The sequence below is a fragment of the Aeromonas sp. PrichA-15 genome, assembly GCF_017939245.1.
In the GTDB taxonomy this organism is placed as follows: Bacteria; Pseudomonadota; Gammaproteobacteria; order Enterobacterales; family Aeromonadaceae; genus Aeromonas; species Aeromonas caviae.
This window is the reverse complement of record NZ_JAGKRH010000014.1, coordinates 16,592-34,733: the sequence shown is the minus strand read 5'-3', so window position 1 is coordinate 34,733 and position 18,142 is coordinate 16,592. Positions and strand designations below refer to the sequence as shown.

Here is an 18,142-nt window from a genome sequence, read left to right as displayed (position 1 = left end):
GGGAGTGGCAGATCTTGGTGCAGGGGCTGTAACGCTGGGCTGACGAGCACCATTTTGGTGCGTGTGGTCGCGGACTTGTGATCCGGCTCACTCAAACCGGACACTGTGGCCATTACGAAGTCCCGGCCCACGGGGCTCATTCCCGCCAGAGATGGCGGCAGACACTCTTTCACTTCGCATGGACACCCGGTTATGGACAACACCCCCCGCTCTGCGCACCCGCTCTATGAGGATGTGCTCGCCCTGCTGACCGCGGCAGGTTTCGTTTCACTCGGCATCTTCCTGTTCCATCAGGTCGGGCTGCTCACCGGTGGCACCGCCGGGTTGGCCCTGCTGTTGCAGCAGGTGACCGGCATCAGCTTCGGCCTGCTGTTCTTCACCATGAACCTGCCCTTCTATGCCCTGGCCTGGCTCAGGATGGGGCCGCGCTTCACCCTCAATACCTTCGCCGCCGTGGCCACCGTCTCCTTCATGACGGATCACCTCAACGCCGTGTTGCAGATAGGCAAGATTGAGCCCGTCTATGCGGCCCTGATCGGGGGCACCCTGATCGGCATGGGGCTGCTCATCATGTTCCGCCACAAGGCGAGCCTGGGGGGCTTCAACATCCTGGCGCTCTTCATTCAGGACAGGTTCGGCATCCGGGCGGGAAAGCTGCAAATGGGGCTGGATTGTGCCATCGTCATCGCCTCTTTCTTCGTGGTCTCCCCCTGGTTGCTGGCCCTCTCCGTGGTGGCCGCCATCATCTGTAACCTGGTGTTGACACTCAATCACAAGCCGGGCCGCTATCAGATTGCCTGAGCCGCCGGCTTGCCGTGAAACAAAGAGAGCGCCTGATGGCGCTCTTTTTGTATCTGCAGTCTGGGGGGGCTGGTGCTCGGCCCCGGCTCTCTGGGCGGTCCGTTTCCGGGGCCTGGGGGGTTATCGCGATGGACGGCGGCGGGCCCGAGATCAGATCACCATGGGCAGGCCGCTCCGGGGGTGGTGGAGCACCTGGGCCGGGTAGCCGTAGAGCCGCTCGATGAGCGCCGGCGTCAGCACCTCTGCCGGGGCGCCGTCCGCCATCAGGCGGCCCTGCGCCAGCATCACCAGCCGGTCGGCGTAGCGGGCTGCGAGGTTGAGATCGTGCAGCACCACCAGCACGGCGGTGTGGCGGCCGGCCAGGGCGCGGGCCATGGCGAGCAGCTGGTGCTGGTACTTGAGGTCGAGGGCCGAGGTGGGTTCGTCGAGCAGCAGCAGCCTCGGCTGTTGGGGCTCGTCGGGCGCCTGCCAGATCTGGGCCAGTACCCGGGCAAACTGCACGCGCTGGCGCTCCCCGCCGGAGAGGCCCGGGTAGAGGCGGCCAGCCAGATGATCCACCCCTGCGTGGGCCATGGCGGCCCGCACTATGTGGTCGCGCCGGCTGGCGGGCTCGCTGTGGGGCAGGCGCCCCATGGCCACCACCTCCTCGCAGAGGAAGGGAAAGCTCAGGGAGGAGCTCTGGGGCAACACGCCGACCCGGTGCGCCAGCTCGTTGCCGGCCCAGCTCTGGCGTTCCCTGCCGAACAGGGTGATGGAGCCCTGACAGGCCAGCTCGCCGGTCAGGCACTTGAGCAGCGAACTCTTGCCCGCGCCATTGGGGCCGAGCAAGGCGGTCAGACTGCCCGCCTGCAGGCTGAGATCCAGGCAGTCCAGGATGAGGCGGTTGCCCCGGGTGAGGCTGATCTCCCGGCACTCAAGCAGGGGGGAGGGGGTTCCGGGCAAGGGGACTGTCTCCTGTTACAGGGGCCGGCGGCTCTTGACCAAGAGCCAGATGAAGAAGGGAGCCCCCATCAGGGCGGTGATGATGCCGACCGGCATCTCGGCCGGCGCCAGCAGGGTGCGGGCCAGCATGTCGGCGCCCAGCAGCAGGGCTGCCCCGAGCAAGGCGGAGAGCGGCAGCAGCCGGACGTGGTTGGGGCCGGCCAGCAGCCGCGCCAGATGGGGCACCACCAGGCCGACGAAGCCGATCATGCCCGCCACCGCCACCGCCACGCCGACTCCGGCGGCGGTGAGCAGGATGAGCCGCCGCTTGAGGGCCTGCACGTTCACCCCCAGGTGGCGAGCCTCCCCCTCGCCCAGCAGCAGGGCGTTGAGGGGGTTGGCATCGCGCGCGAACAGCAGCAGCAGGGTTGCCAGGGTCAGCAGCGCCAGAGCCACGTCCACCGGCTTGCCTGCTGCCAGCGATCCCATCTGCCACAGGCTCAGGTTGCGCAGCATCTGATCGTCGGCGAGATAGGTGAGCAGGCCGATCACGGCGCCGGAGAGCGCCGTGATGGCGACGCCGGCCAGCAGCATGACGGTGACCGAGGTGCCTCCCTCCCGGGTGCCGAGCAGATAGACGAGGGTGGTGGTCAGCGCCCCGCCGAGGAAGGCGAGCAGGGGCAGCAGGCCGAGGCCGAGCAACGCCTGCAGCTGCTGTCCCAGGGGAGCCAGCAGCACGATGGCCAGGGCGGCGCCGAGCGCCGCGCCGCCGGAGACGCCGATGATGCCGGGATCGGCCAGGGGGTTGCGAAACAGCCCCTGCATCACGGCGCCGCAGAGGCCGAGGATGCCCCCCACCGCGATGCAGAGCAGGGTGCGGGGCAGGCGGATCTCTTTCACGACGAGGAGCTTGTGGGCCTCCATCCCGCTCTCCTGCCCGGCGAACAGGGCGCGCAGGCTTTCGCCAAACGACAGGGACATGGGGCCGGTCGCCAGGGAGCCGACCAGCAGCAGTGCCAGCGCACCGCCGGTGAGGGCCAGCAGCCAGGGCAGTGGCAGGCGCATCATGATCCTTGCTTGATCCACTGGGCGATCTGGTTCGCCTGCTGCAGGGAACGAAGGCTCAGGCCCCCCTGCAGGGCGTGGCCGTCGATGGCGTGGATGGCCCCGCGCTTGCCGGCGGGGGTGGCTTCCAGTGCCGGCACCTGGCCCAGCACGGAGGCGGGATCCTGATACTGCTGCCAGTCGCGCCCGCTCACCAGCACCAGATCCGGCTGCAGCTCGATGAGGGATTCGGTGGAAACGGGTTTGTAGTCGTGCAGCCGGGCCACCGGGTTGACGCCACCGGCCAGGGTGATGAGAGCGCTGGCGGTGGTGTTGCCACCGGCGACGCTGGTGGGTTGCCCCTTGTGCAGCAGCAGGAAGAGCACCTTGAGCGGCTTGTTCTGCTTTGCCTGGGTGGCCAGGGCATCGCTCTGGGCCCGGATCTCCGCCTTCAGGCGCGCGCCGGCGGCCGGATCCTTGAGCAGGGCGGCCAGGGTGTCGATGCGCTCGTCGAGGTTGGCGAGGGTGGGGGCGGTGGGCAGCACGTCCACCGCGACCCCGGCCCGGCGAAGCTGTGCCAGGGCGGGCGGCGGCCCCATCTCGTCACTGCCGATCAGCCGGGTCGGGGCCAGGCTCAGGATCCCCTCGGCGGCCAGGGCGCGGTGGTAGCCGACCCGCGGCAGGTTTTTCGGCTCCGGGCTGCTGATGTCGGTGGCGATGAGGCTCTGCTGGCCCCCCAGCGCCAGGATGAGTTCCGTGGTGGCCGGGCCTATGCTGACGATACGCTCCTTCGCCGCGGCGGGCAGGGAAGAGAGGGAAAGGGCGCAGCCTAACAGGCTGAGAGCGAGGGCAAAACGACGGCCCATGCGAACCTCCGAGGAGTGAGTGAGAGTGGGATTGCCGCCGAGAATATCAAGCCCGCGAGAAAAATGCACTGAGAATGAAATCGATTATCAATTGCGTTAAGTGGGTCGCTTCATTACAGTATCCGCCGCGACATCGAGCACCATTGCAGATCATCCAGGGGGAGAACCGATGAGCATTGCACAACGCATTCAGACACTGCTGGAGCAGGACCCCAGCGCCCATCCGTCCAGCATCGCCACCCAGCTGGCCGTCAGCGAGTGGGAGGTGGTGCGCCACCTGCCCGCCGACTTGATGACCCAGGTGCCGAGCGATCAGGCCGAAGCCCTGCTGGCGGATCTGGCCGGCTGGGGCCCGGTGACCACCATCGTCGAGTCCGACGGCTCCATCTTCGAGGTGAAAGCCCCCTTCCCCAAGGGCAAGACGGCACGCGGCTACTACAACCTGATGGGACGGGACGGCGAGATGCACGGTCACCTCAGGCTCGACAACGTGGTGGGTATCGCCCTGGTCAGCAAGCTGTTCATGGGCAAGGAGGGGCACTCCTTCCAGTTCTTCGGCCACAGCGGTCGCTGCATTTTCAAGATCTACCTGGGCCGCGACGAGCAGCGCCAGCTGCTGCCTGATCAAGTAGAGCGTTTCATGGCCCTGCGCCACCAGTATCAAGAGGAAGTGAAAGCATGAGTGAACGTCAGGATCGTCTGCAAAATCGCCTGCAACCGGAGATCCGCGAATTCCGCGACGGTTGCCGCACCCTGCAGCTGGCGACCGTGGATGGCGAAGGCAACCCCAATGCCAGCTATGCCCCCTTCGTGCTGCAGGAGGATGGCTACTATGTGCTTATCTCCGAGATCGCCCGCCACGCCCGCAACCTGCAACAGGTGCCCAGGGTCTCTCTGATGCTGATCGAGGACGAGAGCGGCGCCCGCGAGCTGTTTGCCCGCAAGCGCCTCACTTTCGATGCGGTGGCCGAGGTGGTGTCCCGGGACGACGTGCGCTGGGAGCAGGCCGTTTCGGCGCTGGAAGGGCGCTTCGGCGAGATAGTCAGGGGGCTTTCCAACCTCAAGGACTTCGTGTTGTTTCGCCTCAAGCCCGAGCAGGGACTCTTCGTCAAGGGCTTCGGCCAGGCGTTCCGCGTCTCCGGCGACGAGCTGGTGGACTTCGTCCATCTGGTGGAGGGGCACAAGCGCATCGACAACGGCGCCGAGCTGACCAGCCCGGCGGACGAACCTGTCTGACGGACACGAGTCTGGCATGAAAAACGGGCAGCCCAGGCTGCCCGTTTTGTTGTCTGCACGCCCAGGTCACTCCTGCCAGGAGGCCTGGTTGGGGAAGGCATCGCGATCGGCCTGGGAGGCGGTCTCGTTGCATTCTCCCCGGATCTTCCAGGAGGTCTGGCTGAGGACGATGTAGCCACTGCGGCAATACTTGTTCGTCGCCAGCATCTGGGTCAGCTGATCGTCCTGCAGCGCCTCCCGGCGCTCCAGCAGGCTCTTGCTGCGGCGGGTCAGGCGACTGTCATCGTCCTCCTGCAAGCGGCCCGGCAGGGCGTCTAGGGGCGCGGCCTCGAAGGTGAAGCGCTTGCTCCCCTCCTCGTTGATGTGGGTGTGGAACAGGGGGGCCGGGCCATCGGGCGCTATCCCCGGCAGACCGGAGCAGGCGGTGATCGCCGGTAACGACAGCAGCAGGGCAACGGCAGAGAGTTGACGCACACAAGACTCCAATCAGGTGATCGCTTCAGGGCGGGCAGCTTATCACGCCCGCTCGGGTTAAATGGTGGCCAGCAGCTCATCCGTCGTGAGCAGGGTCACGCTTCTGCCTTGAGGCAGGCTCAGATGCCGCCACATGAAGTGGTGGTGCTGGATGATCTGCTCCGCACTCAGGTGCGGCCTGTCCGCCGTGGTATGGGCGTCGGTCACCGCAAAGGCGTCAAAGCCCCTGGCGGCGGCGCTGCGCAACGTGGTATCGACGCAAAAGTCGGTGGCACAGCCGCAGATGAGCAGTCTGTCTACCGACTGCTCTGCCAGCAGGAAGCCGAGCTCGGTGTCGAGGAAGCTGTCACAGGCGGTCTTGCGCACCCGGCTGTCGTGGGGAGACGGGGCCAGATCGGCGTGCAGTTGCCAGCCCGCACTGCCAGGTTCCAGCTCGGAACCCGGTTCGTCGTGTTGCACATAGATGACCCGTCCGTGTTGGCCCCGCACGCGATCGGCCAGACGATTGATGTTGGCGATGACCTGGGCATCCTGATGGCGGGGGTTATCGAACAACCCCTGTTGCATGTCGATGACGAGTAACACATCCATATGAAATCCTTGGGCTATTTTGAGGGTTGCAACCATTGGCTGCAGTCACGGCTTCGGGATTGATGCAGTGCGCCCATATCTTGCTTCATTTCCTTTGCATTTAGCCAGCGTTCCGGCAGGGGAGCGATGTGGACCCTGACATCGGCGTCTCTCCCGGGGGCTGTCTCGTCACCGGTTTGCGGCACGATGAGTGCCACCTTGAGTGCCGGATTGCGGCTGGCGATGCGACTGGCGATCCCGAGCCCCCCTTCCACGTGGAAGTTGCCTGCGATATGCATGATGCGCCTGCCGGGATGCTTGCCCAGATAATCCACCATGCTTTCGGCCATGGTGTCGTCCCAGCTGGTCTGGGCGGCGAAGCGACGGGCGTTGCCGTCCGCATCCCCATGGTGCATGGAGGCCATGAACTTCTGGCGGTAGCCGTCATCCCCCAGAGTCAGCTCGCGGGCAAGCTGGCTGCGGCGATTGGCCGGCAGTTTGTCGAGCCAGGCCGGTCCCTCCTGACCGACGCAGCTCACCAGAGGTTTGGGGGCATTGGCGGCAATCACTGGCAGGTGCTGCGCCTTGGCGAACTCCACCAGAGGGCGGTAATCACTCTGGTAGTTGGGCCAGGCATGGCCATCTCGAATGAGGGCCGATTCGCCGATGCGTCCGGCCAGGTAGGCATCCAGCACCGGCTGATCGGCGCGGCTGAACTGCTCCATGGAGAGCACCAGGGCCCGGCCATCGGCTTGCGACATCTCGTCAAGCCCTGCCAGCAGACGGGCCTGCAACAGATGGATGGCCGGGTGAGTGTGAAGCTACCCCACCAGCACGATGTCGGCATCCGCCACCCGCGCCACCGCCTGCTCGAGGGTCAACGCCTGCCCCTGGGCCGTATCGAGCCGTGCGTCATAGAGGGTCTCGGGTGGGGTGTTCTGCGACGTGGTGGCGCAGGCGGCCAGCAGCAGGGGCAGGGCGAGCAGGGGGAGTCGTCGGATCATGGTTACTCACTCACGAAACAGGGGATGGGAAAAGGCTGCACCATGGGATGGCGGCATGGCGAGCGAAAAAGTGGCGCCAGTGTAAGGGGGAATGACGATAAAGTGAAATGAGAATGATTTACTTTATTATTGTTCTTTGTCTCTGGCGGGGTAATATGCCTTCCGCTTGATAATAATTCCCAATAAGGACTTTGCAGTGGCGCACAACAACACCCCCTCCCTGATAGCCCTCGCCGTGGCGGCAGGGCTGATCTCCCCCGCTTTCGCCGCAGACAAGAAAGCCGATGAAGTCATGGTCGTCAGCGGCTCCCGGATGGAACAGAAGCTGGAAGATGTTTCCGGTCCCATCGCCGTCATTACCTCGGAGCAGATTGAAGAGCAGGTCGTCAGCAACGTCGCCGATCTGTTCCGCTATGAGCCCGGGGTGAGCGTGCAGGGAGGCGCAGGAGATGCCCAGACCTTCACCATTCGCGGCATGAGCGAAAACCGGGTCAAGGTGGTGCAGGACGGTGTGCGCCAGAACGATGCCTACAAGAATGGCGGCGTGGGTCAGACCTACTTCGACACCGACATGATCAAGCAGGTGGAAGTGGCCAAAGGGCCGGCCTCCGCCGCTTACGGTTCCGATGCTCTGGGAGGCGTCATTGCCATCACCACCAAGGATGCTGGCGACTTCCTCAAGGGCCGCGACAGCTATCTGGATGCGACCACGGGTTATGCCTCCAGCAGCCACCAGAGAATGGCCGGCATCACGGGGGCGCTGCGCACCGGGGAAGTCGAGAACCTGCTGCGCTACACCTGGCGCGATGGCGGTGTCACCCAGAATTATGACGGCGACAAGAACGAGTTCGACATCGTCAGCCAGGCCGTGCTGTTCAAGAGCAAGTGGAATCTCTCCGATGATCAGTTCCTGAAACTGACGGTGGATTACTTCACCGAGGGGCAGGATCCGGATGCCATCGATCTGACCAAGGCGGGCTCCGTCTTCAACCAGCCCATTACCGACAAGGAGACCGACAACCTCTCCCTGGTACTGGATCATGGCCTTGCCCTGAACGCCCCCTGGGCGGATCGCGTGGACAGCAAGATCTACTACAGCCGCGCCAAGCAGACCCTGGATCAGTACGCTTCGTCCAAGTATCCGGTCATACCGGGCAACCCCTATGTGACCAAGAACTCCCTGGATCACAACGGTTTCGAGCAGGAGAGCCTGGGCGCCCAGGTGAAGTTCAACAAGGCGCTCGCCAGCCAGCGTCTGGCCTGGGGCCTGGAATACGAGCACACCGACAACGAGCGCACCCGCTTCAAGGGGCCGACCGTTCCGGGTGACTTCGTCGGCTACAACGAGCTGAGCTTCCCCTCCACCACCAGCGAGCGCAGTGCGCTCTGGGCCTTTGACGAGATCAAGTTCGGCGAGCGTTGGGTGCTGACCCCGGGCGTGCGTTATGACTACTACAAGATGACCCCGGACGAGGATCCCGCCTACACCGGCGAGAACATGAAGAAGATCTCCGAAGGGGAGTTCTCTCCCAAGCTGGGGCTGGTGTTCAAGGCGCACGAGGCAGCGAACCTGTTCGCCCAGTACAGCCACGGCTTCAAGGTGCCCATGTATGACAACGCCTTCTCCACCCTGAACCACCAGGCGTATGGCTATCGCATCGAGCCCAACCCGAACCTCAAGCCAGAGAGCAGCGACGGCATCGATCTGGGGGTGCGCGGCAGCCGTGGCGGGTTCAGCTATGAAGTGGCCACCTTCTACAACAAGTTCGATGACTTCATCGAACTGACGGCCGTGGGCACCGAAGGCCGTACCGCCCTCTATCAGTACCAGAACCTGGACAAGGCGACCACCAAGGGGGCCGAGGCCAAGGCGGACTACTGGTTGAACGAGCTGGTCAACGTCTGGGGCAACCTGGCCTACATCGAGGGCAAGGATGGCGAGGGCAACTACATCAACAGCCTGAGCCCCCTGAACGGCAGCGTCGGGGTGCGTCTGGAGCAGCCGAACTGGAACATCAACACCGCATTGCGCTTTGCCGACGACATGGACAAGGTGGGCAAGGATGCGCGAGGCAACGACAACATCAAGAGCGCAGGCTGGGGCGTGGTGGATCTCTATGCCCAGTTCAAGCCGGTGCAGGACCTGCAGCTCAACGTGGGGGTGTTCAACCTGTTTGACAAGGAGTACGTGAGCTACGAGAGCATCACCGGCCTTGCCGCCACCGCAGATACCAGCAAGCAGACCGAGCCTGGCCGCAACCTCAGTGCACGGGTCAAGTACGTGTTCTGATGGTCGTCGACCAGCATGAAGGAAAAGGGGCCCTCGGGCCCCTTTTGTCATGAAGGTCGGCGTCTGCAAAAAAGAAACCCGCCAGGGGCGGGTGGAAGGATTGCAACACTCATCAGGAAGCGGTGTTACCCAATAGACAGGGGGATGTGACAAAGGTTCAACTTTATTGATAATTATGGTTTTTATCTGTCATGCCGCCTGGGGATCCCCGCCCCGAAATCGGTTATCATTTGTGCCCCTTGTCATGCAGCCCGAGCCTCTATGTCCGCGTTCTCCTGGTTAGCCCTGTTTTTTGGTGCCTTCTACTTCGTTTATGGCGCCTACCTGCCGTTCTGGTCGCTCTGGCTGGAAGGCATCGGGGTGAGTACTGAACAGATAGGGCTGTTGCTGGGGGTGGGCATGGCCATCCGTTTTGCCGGCAACCTGATGGTGATGGGGCGAGTCAAGGGTGCCGGCCAGTTGCTGCCCGTCACCCGGCTGCTCTGTCTGCTGAGTCTGCTGGCCTTCCTCGGTTTCTATCTGGGCCACAACCTCTGGTGGCTGGTGGTGCTGACCCTGGCGGCCAACTTCATCTACCCGACCCTGATGCCCATGGGAGAGGCGCTTGCCACCCGTATGGTGGTTCAGACCCACCTCGACTACGGCAAGGTGCGGCTGTGCGGCTCCTTTGCTTTTATCGTCGCCTCCACCCTGGTGGGGGCCCTGGTGGGCAACTTTGGCAGCGACTGGGTGCTGCACACCATGGTGGCCGGGCTGCTGATCATGCTGGGGCTCAGCCTGCTGCCGCTGCGACCCGCCCCCCGGGAGCTGCAAGGGGAGCGTGCCAAGGCCTCGCTGCTCGTCACGCTCAGGTCGGCCCCGGTGCGCCGCTTCCTGCTCATCACCGCCCTGCTGCAGGGGAGCCACGCGGCCTACTACGGTTTCAGCGCCATCTACTGGAAGAGCGCCGGCTACAGCGGCACCCTGATCGGGTATCTCTGGGCTCTGGGAGTGGTGGCGGAGATCGCCATGTTCGCCGCGGACAAGCGCTTCCTCCAGCGCTTTGGCGCCCAGACCCTGTTTCTGGTGGGGGCCCTTGGCTGTGTGGTGCGCTGGGTGCTGCTCGGCAGTTCTACCGACCTGGCGGTGCTGGTGCTCGGCCAACTGCTGCACGGGGTCACCTTCTGCGTCAGTCACCTCGGCGCCATCCGCTTCATGACCCGCCAGTTGCCCGCGGAGCAGCAGATCCCCACCCAGGCGCTCTATGCGGCCCTGGGTCTTGGCATGACGGTGGCGGCCCTGATGGCGATCTGCGGCGTGGTGTTCGAGCCGCTGGGAGGCGGCATCTTCTTTATCATGGTGCTGGTAGTGCTGCCGGTCTTCGTGTTGCGGCTGCGCGAAGAGAGCCCTGAACAGGGCCGATGACACAGGTCTGCCGGTCTCTGGCGCGGCAGGCCTCCGACTTATCTGGACAAGGGAAGTAGAGAGATGCACCAAGGATGGCTGCTGATCGGGTTGTCGCTCGCCTATCTGGGCTTGCTGTTCCTCATCGCCTATGTGGCGGACAAGAACAAGCGCCGTCGCCCCAAGGGGCAGCCTCTGCTCTACAGCCTGTCGCTGGCGGTCTATTGCACCTCCTGGACCTTCTTCGGCACCGTGGGCCAGGCCAGCGAATCCCCCTGGTCGCCAGTGCCCATCTACCTGGGCCCCATGCTGGTGTTCCTGTTTGGCTGGCGCCTGCTGGCCCGCCTCATCCTGGTGGCCAAGCGCGAGCACATCACCTCCATCGCCGATTTCATCGCCGCTCGTTATGGCAAGTCCCAGCGCCTGGCCATGGTGATCAGCCTCATCGCCGTCATGGGGATACTTCCCTACCTGGTGCTGCAGCTCAAGGCGATCGTCACCGGGCTCGATCTGCTGATGGCCAACAGCACGGGGGTCAGCCCCACCAGCAACATGGCGGAGCTGGCGCTGGGTGTCACCCTGCTGCTGGCCCTGTTCAGCATTCTGTTCGGCACCCGCAACCTGGATGCCACCGAGCACCACAGGGGCATGGTGGTGGCCATCGCCTTCGAGTCCGTGGTCAAGCTGCTCGCCTTCATGGCGGTGGGGGGCTTTGCGCTCTGGCTCATCATCGCCAGACCGAGCGAGGCGCGTACCCTGGTGGCGGGCGACTTCCTCGATGCGGTGGTGGCGGTGACGCCGGGCGGCCTGCTGGAGCTCGCCATCTACACCCTGATCGCCATGTGCGCCGTCATCTGCCTGCCGCGCCAGTTTCACGTGACCGTGGTGGAGAACAACCAGGGGCAGGATTTGCACTGGGCCCGCTGGATCTTCCCCCTCTATCTCTTCCTGATGGGGCTCTTCATCTGGCCGCTGGCGCTGGCAGGCAAGCAGTGGGTCGGGGCAGACATGGCCTCGGATACCTATGTGATAAGCCTCCCCATGTCCCTCGGATTCGACGGCATGGCGATGCTGGCATTTCTCGGCGGTACCTCGGCGGCCACCGGCATGGTGATCGTCTGCACCATCGCCCTGGCCATCATGGTGAGCAACGATCTGGTGTTGCCGGTCCTGCTGCGCCGGGTCTGGCAACAGGGGCGGGACGAGCGCCTGATGCGGTTGCTGCTGCAGGTGCGTCGGGGCGCCATCTTGCTGATTTTGCTGGCGGCCTGGGCGCTCTATCTCTGGCTCGGGGATCTCACCAGTCTGTCGCGCATCGGTTATCTTTCGTTCGGGGCCGTGGCTCAGTTCGCACCGGCCCTGCTGCTCGGCCTGTACTGGCGTCATGGCAATCGCAAGGGGGTCTATCTCGGGCTCGCCCTCGGGGTCAGCCTCTGGTTCGTGACCCTGCTGGCGGAGAGCGGACTGCTGGCTGGCTCCCCTCTCGAAGCCCTGCTGGCGCCGCCGGACTGGCCGGCGGTGCGGGATCTGAGCCTGGGGGCCTGGTGCCTCTTCCTGAGTCTTCTGCTCAACCTGGTCGGCTATGTGGCGGGCTCCCTGCTGTCTCGGGCGGCGGTGAGCGAGCGGCTGCAGGCCGCCAACTTCGTCGGCAAGACGAGCCGGGATACCTCGGCGCTCTATCATGCGCGGGTCTCGGTGAAGGAGCTGGAGATGCTGGCAGCCCGCTTCGTCGGTTCCAGTCGGGTCAAGCGCGCCTTCGGCCGCTTCGCCGGCGAGCGGGGAGGCACCCTGGCGCCCCAGATGCAGGCCTCCGCCGAGCTCATCGCTCACACGGAGCGACTGCTGGCCGGGGTGTTCGGTACCTCGTCCGCCCGCCTGGTGCTGGCCTCCGCCCTGCAGGGACGCAACATGCAGCTCGAGGAGATCGCCACCATAGTGGACGAGGCCTCCGACATGTTCCGCTTCAACCGCGGCCTGTTGCAGGGGGCAATCGAACACATGGGGCAGGGGATCTCCGTGGTGGACAGGGAGCTCAGGCTGGTGGCCTGGAACCGACGCTACATCGAGCTGTTCTCCTATCCCCCCGGTCTCATTCAGGTGGGCCGTTCCATCGAGGAGATCATCCGCTACAACGCCGGACAGGGGCTGTGCGGCCAGGGAGACATCGAGGCCCAGGTGGCGCGGCGGGTTGCCTTCATGAAGCGTGGCAGCCCCCATGTCTCGGCGCGGGAGCGTCCCGATGGCCGGGTCATCGAGATGCAGGGCAACCCCATGCCTGCGGGGGGCTTTGTCATGACCTTCACCGATATCACCCCGTTCAGGGCGGCGGAGCGGGTGCTGCGGGAAGCGAACGAGCACCTGGAGGCGCGGGTGGCCGAGCGCACCCACGAGCTCTCCGAACTCAACCGCCAACTGCTGCTGGTAAACCAGCAGGTGGAGAGGGCCAACCAGTCCAAGAGCCGGTTCCTTGCGGCGGTGAGCCACGACCTGACCCAGCCGCTGAACGCGGCCAAGCTCTTTACCTCCTCCTTGCTGGAGATGCTGCCCCCGGAGGACGAACCGGCTCGCATCGCTCGTCACATCGACGACGCCCTGGGGGCGACCGAGGATCTCATCACGGATCTGCTGGACATCTCGCGCCTCGAGGCGGGCAAGTTCAAGGCGAAGAAGCTCGATTTCGCCCTGAGCGATGTACTGGACAATCTCAAGGCGGAATTCGGCGTGCTGGCCCAGGCCGGTGGGATCCAGTTCTCCGTGGTGGAGAGCCGCCTTGCGGTCTACAGCGATGTGCGCTTGCTGCGGCGGGTGTTGCAGAACTTCCTCACCAACGCATTTCGCTACAACCCCGGCGGTCGGGTGCTGCTCGGCTGTCGCCGCATGGGGGATAAGGTGCGCATCGAGGTGTGGGACAACGGCCCCGGCATCCCGGAGGGCAAGCAGGAGGCGATCTTCGACGAGTTTTCCCGCCTCGATCACTCCCGCACCGCCAGGGAGCAGGGACTTGGCCTCGGGCTCGCCATCGCCCGCGGCATTTCGCAGGTGCTGGGTCATCAGCTCTCCCTGCGCAGCTGGCCCGGAGCGGGGTCCGTCTTTGCCATCACCCTGAACCTCGCGACCCGGCCCGTCATCCCCAGCCAGGTGACGACCCCGGCCTTGCGAGACAGTCAGCTGGAAGGGGTCAGGATCCTTTGCATCGACAACGAGGAGGATATCCTCATCGCGATGGCGTCCCTGCTGGGACGCTGGGGCTGCGAGGTGCGCTGTGCCCAGAGCCAGGAGCAGGCGGAAGAGATCATTGGCGGCGGCTTCCTTCCTGCGCTGGTGCTGTCGGATTATCACCTGGATGACGGCAAGACAGGGTTGCAGGCGCTGCACATGATCAGGCTGGCCCACGGCAACGGTATCGGCGGCATCATCATCAGTGCGGATCGCAAGAGCGAGTTGCAGGCACAGATCCGTGAGCACGGCTTCGGCTACGTGAGCAAACCGGTCAAACCTCTCAAGCTGCGCGCCCTGATGAACAGCCTGCTGATGCCGGTTCAGTGACTGGTCTCACAGAATCGAGCATTGGCTGAACATTTTCTGGATGCCATCCAGACGTCATGATCGCCGATGATTGCGCCTCTTTCGTCGCCATTTTCCAGATTTGGTGATAATTGAGTCTTGTTGGGTGTCACTTTTGGCAGGTGGCACCCGGGCGACTCTCCTCTATAGTCATTCGGCGATTATTTTTGTCGCAAATCAAGTTGTGCAAAAAGGCAAACCGGATGAAAGTCCGGGACGCAAAGCTTCCGGTCTAAGGGTCTGCGTACCTAGGATAGCGGGGCCACCACAGGTTGTATCGTCCATGGGCCAAGCCATGGTTGCGATGTTGTCTGCGTTACCTGGCAGGTTGCGTTGCCTTTTTCGTTGTTAATTCCAATAACGAAATAAGGAAGTTCAAATATGTTAAGTCCAAAACTTTCCCTGCTGGCGCTTCTGGTCGGGGGGCTTTGCACTACCTCCGCCTTCGCCGCTGCCCCGGGCAAACCCACCATTGGCTCCGGCCCCACCAAGTTTGCCATCGTTGAAGTCAATCAGGCCGCTTCGGCCTACAACCAGCTGGTGACCGTCCACAAGGATGGCGCTCCCGTCAGCGTGACCTGGAACCTCTGGTCCGGTGACGTCGGACAGACCGCCAAGGTACTGCTCGACGGCAAGGAGGTGTGGTCAGGCCCGGCCTCCGCCGCGGGTACCGCCAACTTCAAGGTCACCAAGGGGGGGCGTTACCAGATGCAGGTGGCCCTGTGCAACGCCGATGGCTGCACCCTTTCCGACAAGAAGGAGCTGATGGTCGCCGATACCGACGGCAGCCACCTGGCGCCGCTCAATGCGCCCCTCAAGGAGAACAACAAGCCCTACGCCAACAAGTCCGGCAAGGTGGTGGGGGCCTACTACGTGGAGTGGGGTGTCTATGGTCGCAAGTTCACCGTGGACAAGATCCCGGCCCAGAACCTGACCCATATCCTCTACGGCTTCACCCCCATCTGCGGTGGCAACGGCATCAACGACAGCCTCAAAGAGATCTCCGGCAGCTTCGAGGCGTTGCAGCGCTCCTGTGCGGGCCGCGAAGACTTCAAGGTCTCCATCCATGATCCCTGGGCGGCGATCCAGATGTCTCAGGGCAACCTCAGCGCCTGGGATGAGCCCTACAAGGGCAACTTCGGCAACCTGATGGCCCTCAAACAGGCCCACCCGGACCTCAAGATCCTGCCGTCTGTCGGCGGATGGACCCTCTCCGATCCCTTCTATTTCCTGGGTGACAAGACCAAGCGCGATACCTTCGTCGCCTCGGTCAAAGAGTTCCTGCAGACCTGGAAATTCTTCGACGGCGTGGACATCGACTGGGAGTTCCCGGGCGGACAGGGGGCCAACCCCAGCCTGGGCGGCCCGAATGACGGCGCTACCTATGTGGTGCTGATGAAGGAGTTGCGAGCCATGCTCGATGAACTGGAAGCCGAGACCGGCCGCCAGTATGAGCTGACCTCGGCCATCAGCGCCGGCGGTGACAAGATTGCCAAGGTGGATTATCAGGCGGCCCAGCAGTACATGGACCACATCTTCCTGATGAGCTACGACTTCAGCGGCGCCTTCGACCTGACGAATCTGGCCCACCAGACCAACCTCTTTGCCTCCAGCTGGGATCCGGCCACCAAGTACACCACCGACAAGGGCGTCAAGGCGCTGCTGGGTCAGGGGGTGACACCGGGCAAGATAGTGGTGGGGGCGGCCATGTATGGCCGTGGCTGGACCGGAGTGAAGAACTACCAGGCCGGCAACCCCTTCACCGGCACCGCCACCGGACCGGTGAGCGGTACCTGGGAAAATGGCGTGGTGGATTACCGCGACATCGTCAACAACCGCATGGGCGCAGGCTGGGAGCAGGGCTATGACGAGTCGGCCGAGGCCCCCTATGTCTTCAAGGCCAGCAGTGGCGACCTCATCACCTTTGACAACGACCGCTCGGTCAAGGCCAAGGGGCAGTACGTGCTGGCGAACCAGCTCGGCGGTCTGTTCGCCTGGGAAATTGATGCGGACAACGGCGACATCCTCAACGCCATGCACGAGGGGCTGGGCCACGGCGAGGGTACGCTGCCGCCGGTCAACAAGCCGCCGGTTGCCAATGCCGGCAGCGATCTGAGTGCCACCGGTCCGGCCGAGGTGACCCTCAACGGCAGCGCCTCCCATGATCCGGAAAACGGGGCGCTGACCTACAGCTGGAAACAGGTCTCCGGACCCCAGGCCAGCCTGCTGGATGCCACCCAGGCCAAGGCCCGTGTGGTACTGGATGCCGTCAGCAGCGACATCAATCTGGTGTTCGAGCTGACCGTGACCGACGATCAGGGGCTCTCGGCCAAGGATCAGGTGGTGGTCACCAACAAGGCGCCGCAGCCGAACCTGCCCCCCGTGGTCAGCGTACCGGCCAGTGCGACCGTCGAGGCCGGCAAGCAGGTGAGCATCAAGGCCACCGCTTCCGACCCCAATGGTGATGCCCTGAGCTATCAGTGGACAGTGCCGGCCGGACTCAGCGCCACCGGTCTGGACAGCGCGACCCTGGTGGTCACGGGCTCGAACGTGACCAGTGATACGGCCTACGATCTGACCCTGGTGGTCACCGACGGGGCGCTGGATGCCACAGCCGTTACCCGCCTGACCGTCAAGCCGGCCAGTACAGGTGGTGGCTGCGAGGCCAGCGATCCGGATGCGGCCAACCATCCTGCCTGGAGTGCTGGTACCGTCTACAACACCAATGACAAGGTGAGCCACAAGCAACTGGTGTGGCAGGCCAAGTATTGGACCCAGGGCAACGAGCCGAGCCGCACCGCCGATCAGTGGAAACTGGTGAGCCAGGTGCAACTGGGTTGGGATGCCGGAGTGGTCTACAACGGCGGTGATGTCACCAGCCACAACGGCCGCAAGTGGAAGGCCCAGTACTGGACCAAGGGCGATGAGCCCGGCAAGGCCGCCGTCTGGGTCGATCAGGGCGCGGCGAGCTGCAACTGATCTGCCGTGATGAGAAATGGGGCCGAGGGCCCCATTTTTGTCTTGCTGCGTGGTCGGGTGTCTCTTCCTGTCAGGGGAAAGGCGCACTCGCTTTGTCAAAAAGGCCCGTCAGGGCCTTTTTTCATGGTTTGTCACCGGTTTACAGCGGTTTTTGCCACAGGCTGAGCAGCAGATCCTGCTCGAGGGCGTCGGGCCCCTGGTGGGTGAAGGCGTGGCGCTGCTCGCCGCTGGCACGCCAGCCGAGGCGACTGGTCTCCAGAATGTGCTCGCGCAGGCCCTGATCCAGCGCCGTACTGAACTGGGCGCGTTGCTGGGCAACACTGACAAGCCCGGTGAGGGCGGGCCAACTCAGGGGATGTTCCATGCTCACCGGATTGAGGCTGACGCGCAATTGCCACTGATGGCGAGGGCCTGGCTGCACGTGGAGCAGATAGCCGCCCGGCGCCAGCCAGCTGACCAGGAGTTCCGTCTTGACCTTGAGGTCGTTGACCAGCAGCACCTGGGCCGTGCCAGGCAGTAGCGGGGCGCGCGCCGGGTCGGCGATGACGAACTGGCCTTCCGGTTGCGCCTTGTTGGCGGCGAAGATGGCATTCTTGGCCAGATCGAAACCGCCGACATGCCAGCCGGACAGCCGCTCAGCCAGGGCGCGGCAGTAGTACCCCTCGCCACAGCCGAGGTGGACAAGCTCGCGCTCGCCAAGAGGAGCGAGCAGGTTCGCCATGGCGTCCACCAGAGGCAGCTGGTGGCCTTGTTCCAGGAAGCGGCGCTTGGCGCGCAGCAGGGCCCGGCTGTCACTGTCCTTGGGGTTCTTCTTGCCGGGGATGAGGTCCAGATAGCCTTCCGGTGCGGGATCGAAGTGGTGCTTGTTGTCGCAATAGACCCCGCGGGAGGCGGCATGAAGGTGCAGGGGGCTGCGGCAAAGGGGGCATTGAAGGTGCATAGAAGTTCTCTTGGCGAAGGCCATGACGGCGGGGCGTTCGGGATTATAGGGGAGAGGATCGGAAAAGGCT

At 64.1% G+C, this 18,142-nt stretch carries 13 protein-coding genes, 1 pseudogene and 1 riboswitch; of the genes and pseudogenes, 7 read left to right on the top strand and 7 right to left on the bottom strand.

Going from position 1 to position 18,142, the window contains the following annotated elements; all coding sequences use genetic code 11:
* Nucleotides 1-192: 192 nt before the first annotated feature.
* Entirely contained in the window at nucleotides 193-801 is a 609-nt protein-coding gene (locus J9889_RS02455; protein WP_134695483.1) for a YitT family protein, read from the top strand.
* A 150-nt stretch (nucleotides 802-951) separates the two neighbouring features.
* On the opposite strand, the gene J9889_RS02450 is transcribed toward J9889_RS02455, so the two are convergent.
* From J9889_RS02450 to J9889_RS02440, 3 genes are read right to left on the bottom strand one after another with little or no spacing between them, the layout of a single operon-like run.
* Nucleotides 952-1,743, bottom strand: a complete 792-nt coding sequence (locus J9889_RS02450) for a heme ABC transporter ATP-binding protein (protein WP_210555928.1) — start codon at nucleotides 1,741-1,743, stop codon at nucleotides 952-954.
* Nucleotides 1,744-1,758: 15 nt separating this feature from the next.
* Nucleotides 1,759-2,790 (bottom strand): iron ABC transporter permease, encoded by a 1,032-nt coding sequence (locus tag J9889_RS02445; protein WP_210555927.1) that lies wholly within the window; start codon nucleotides 2,788-2,790, stop codon nucleotides 1,759-1,761.
* Entirely contained in the window at nucleotides 2,787-3,632 is an 846-nt protein-coding gene (locus J9889_RS02440) for an ABC transporter substrate-binding protein (RefSeq protein WP_210555926.1), read from the bottom strand. Before J9889_RS02440 ends, J9889_RS02445 begins: the two co-directional genes overlap by 4 nt.
* Nucleotides 3,633-3,801: 169 nt before the next feature.
* Between J9889_RS02440 and hutX the strand changes: the two genes are divergently transcribed.
* Both hutX and hutZ read left to right on the top strand, forming a co-directional pair.
* Entirely contained in the window at nucleotides 3,802-4,314 is a 513-nt protein-coding gene (gene hutX, locus J9889_RS02435; RefSeq protein WP_210547983.1) for a heme utilization cystosolic carrier protein HutX, read from the top strand.
* A complete protein-coding gene (gene hutZ / locus J9889_RS02430) occupies nucleotides 4,311-4,868 on the top strand; it encodes a heme utilization protein HutZ (protein ID WP_210555925.1) in 558 nt (185 codons plus the stop codon). Before hutX ends, hutZ begins: the two co-directional genes overlap by 4 nt.
* 66 nt (nucleotides 4,869-4,934) lie before the next feature.
* Here the strand turns inward: hutZ and J9889_RS02425 are convergent, their stop codons facing one another.
* From J9889_RS02425 to J9889_RS02415, 3 genes and pseudogenes are all read right to left on the bottom strand, one after another.
* Nucleotides 4,935-5,342, bottom strand: coding sequence for a hypothetical protein (locus J9889_RS02425; protein WP_134695477.1), 408 nt, complete (start codon nucleotides 5,340-5,342; stop codon nucleotides 4,935-4,937).
* Nucleotides 5,343-5,399: 57 nt separating this feature from the next.
* The gene (locus J9889_RS02420) at nucleotides 5,400-5,933 is read right to left on the bottom strand and encodes a cysteine hydrolase family protein (protein WP_052815191.1); all 534 of its coding nucleotides are present in this window, start codon (nucleotides 5,931-5,933) and stop codon (nucleotides 5,400-5,402) included.
* Nucleotides 5,934-5,947: 14 nt separating this feature from the next.
* Nucleotides 5,948-6,916: pseudogene (locus tag J9889_RS02415) on the bottom strand (ChaN family lipoprotein).
* 196 nt (nucleotides 6,917-7,112) lie between these two features.
* Between J9889_RS02415 and J9889_RS02410 the strand changes: the two are divergent.
* The 4 genes from J9889_RS02410 (at nucleotide 7,113) to J9889_RS02395 (ending at nucleotide 17,132) form a co-directional block, all read left to right on the top strand.
* Complete coding sequence (locus J9889_RS02410) at nucleotides 7,113-9,206, top strand: TonB-dependent hemoglobin/transferrin/lactoferrin family receptor (RefSeq protein ID WP_210555924.1); 2,094 nt, start codon at nucleotides 7,113-7,115, stop codon at nucleotides 9,204-9,206.
* Nucleotides 9,207-9,467: 261 nt separating this feature from the next.
* The gene (locus J9889_RS02405; RefSeq protein ID WP_210555923.1) at nucleotides 9,468-10,610 is read left to right on the top strand and encodes a 3-phenylpropionate MFS transporter; all 1,143 of its coding nucleotides are present in this window, start codon (nucleotides 9,468-9,470) and stop codon (nucleotides 10,608-10,610) included.
* 63 nt (nucleotides 10,611-10,673) lie between these two features.
* A complete protein-coding gene (locus J9889_RS02400) occupies nucleotides 10,674-14,135 on the top strand; it encodes a PAS domain-containing hybrid sensor histidine kinase/response regulator (protein ID WP_210555922.1) in 3,462 nt (1,153 codons plus the stop codon).
* A gap of 201 nt (nucleotides 14,136-14,336) precedes the next feature.
* Nucleotides 14,337-14,423: riboswitch (cyclic di-GMP riboswitch) on the top strand.
* Nucleotides 14,424-14,534: 111 nt separating this feature from the next.
* Nucleotides 14,535-17,132 (top strand): glycosyl hydrolase family 18 protein, encoded by a 2,598-nt coding sequence (locus J9889_RS02395; protein ID WP_043152616.1) that lies wholly within the window; start codon nucleotides 14,535-14,537, stop codon nucleotides 17,130-17,132.
* 139 nt (nucleotides 17,133-17,271) lie between these two features.
* Here the strand turns inward: J9889_RS02395 and J9889_RS02390 are convergent, their stop codons facing one another.
* A complete protein-coding gene (locus J9889_RS02390; protein ID WP_210555921.1) occupies nucleotides 17,272-18,072 on the bottom strand; it encodes a putative RNA methyltransferase in 801 nt (266 codons plus the stop codon).
* Nucleotides 18,073-18,142 lie beyond the last annotated feature (70 nt).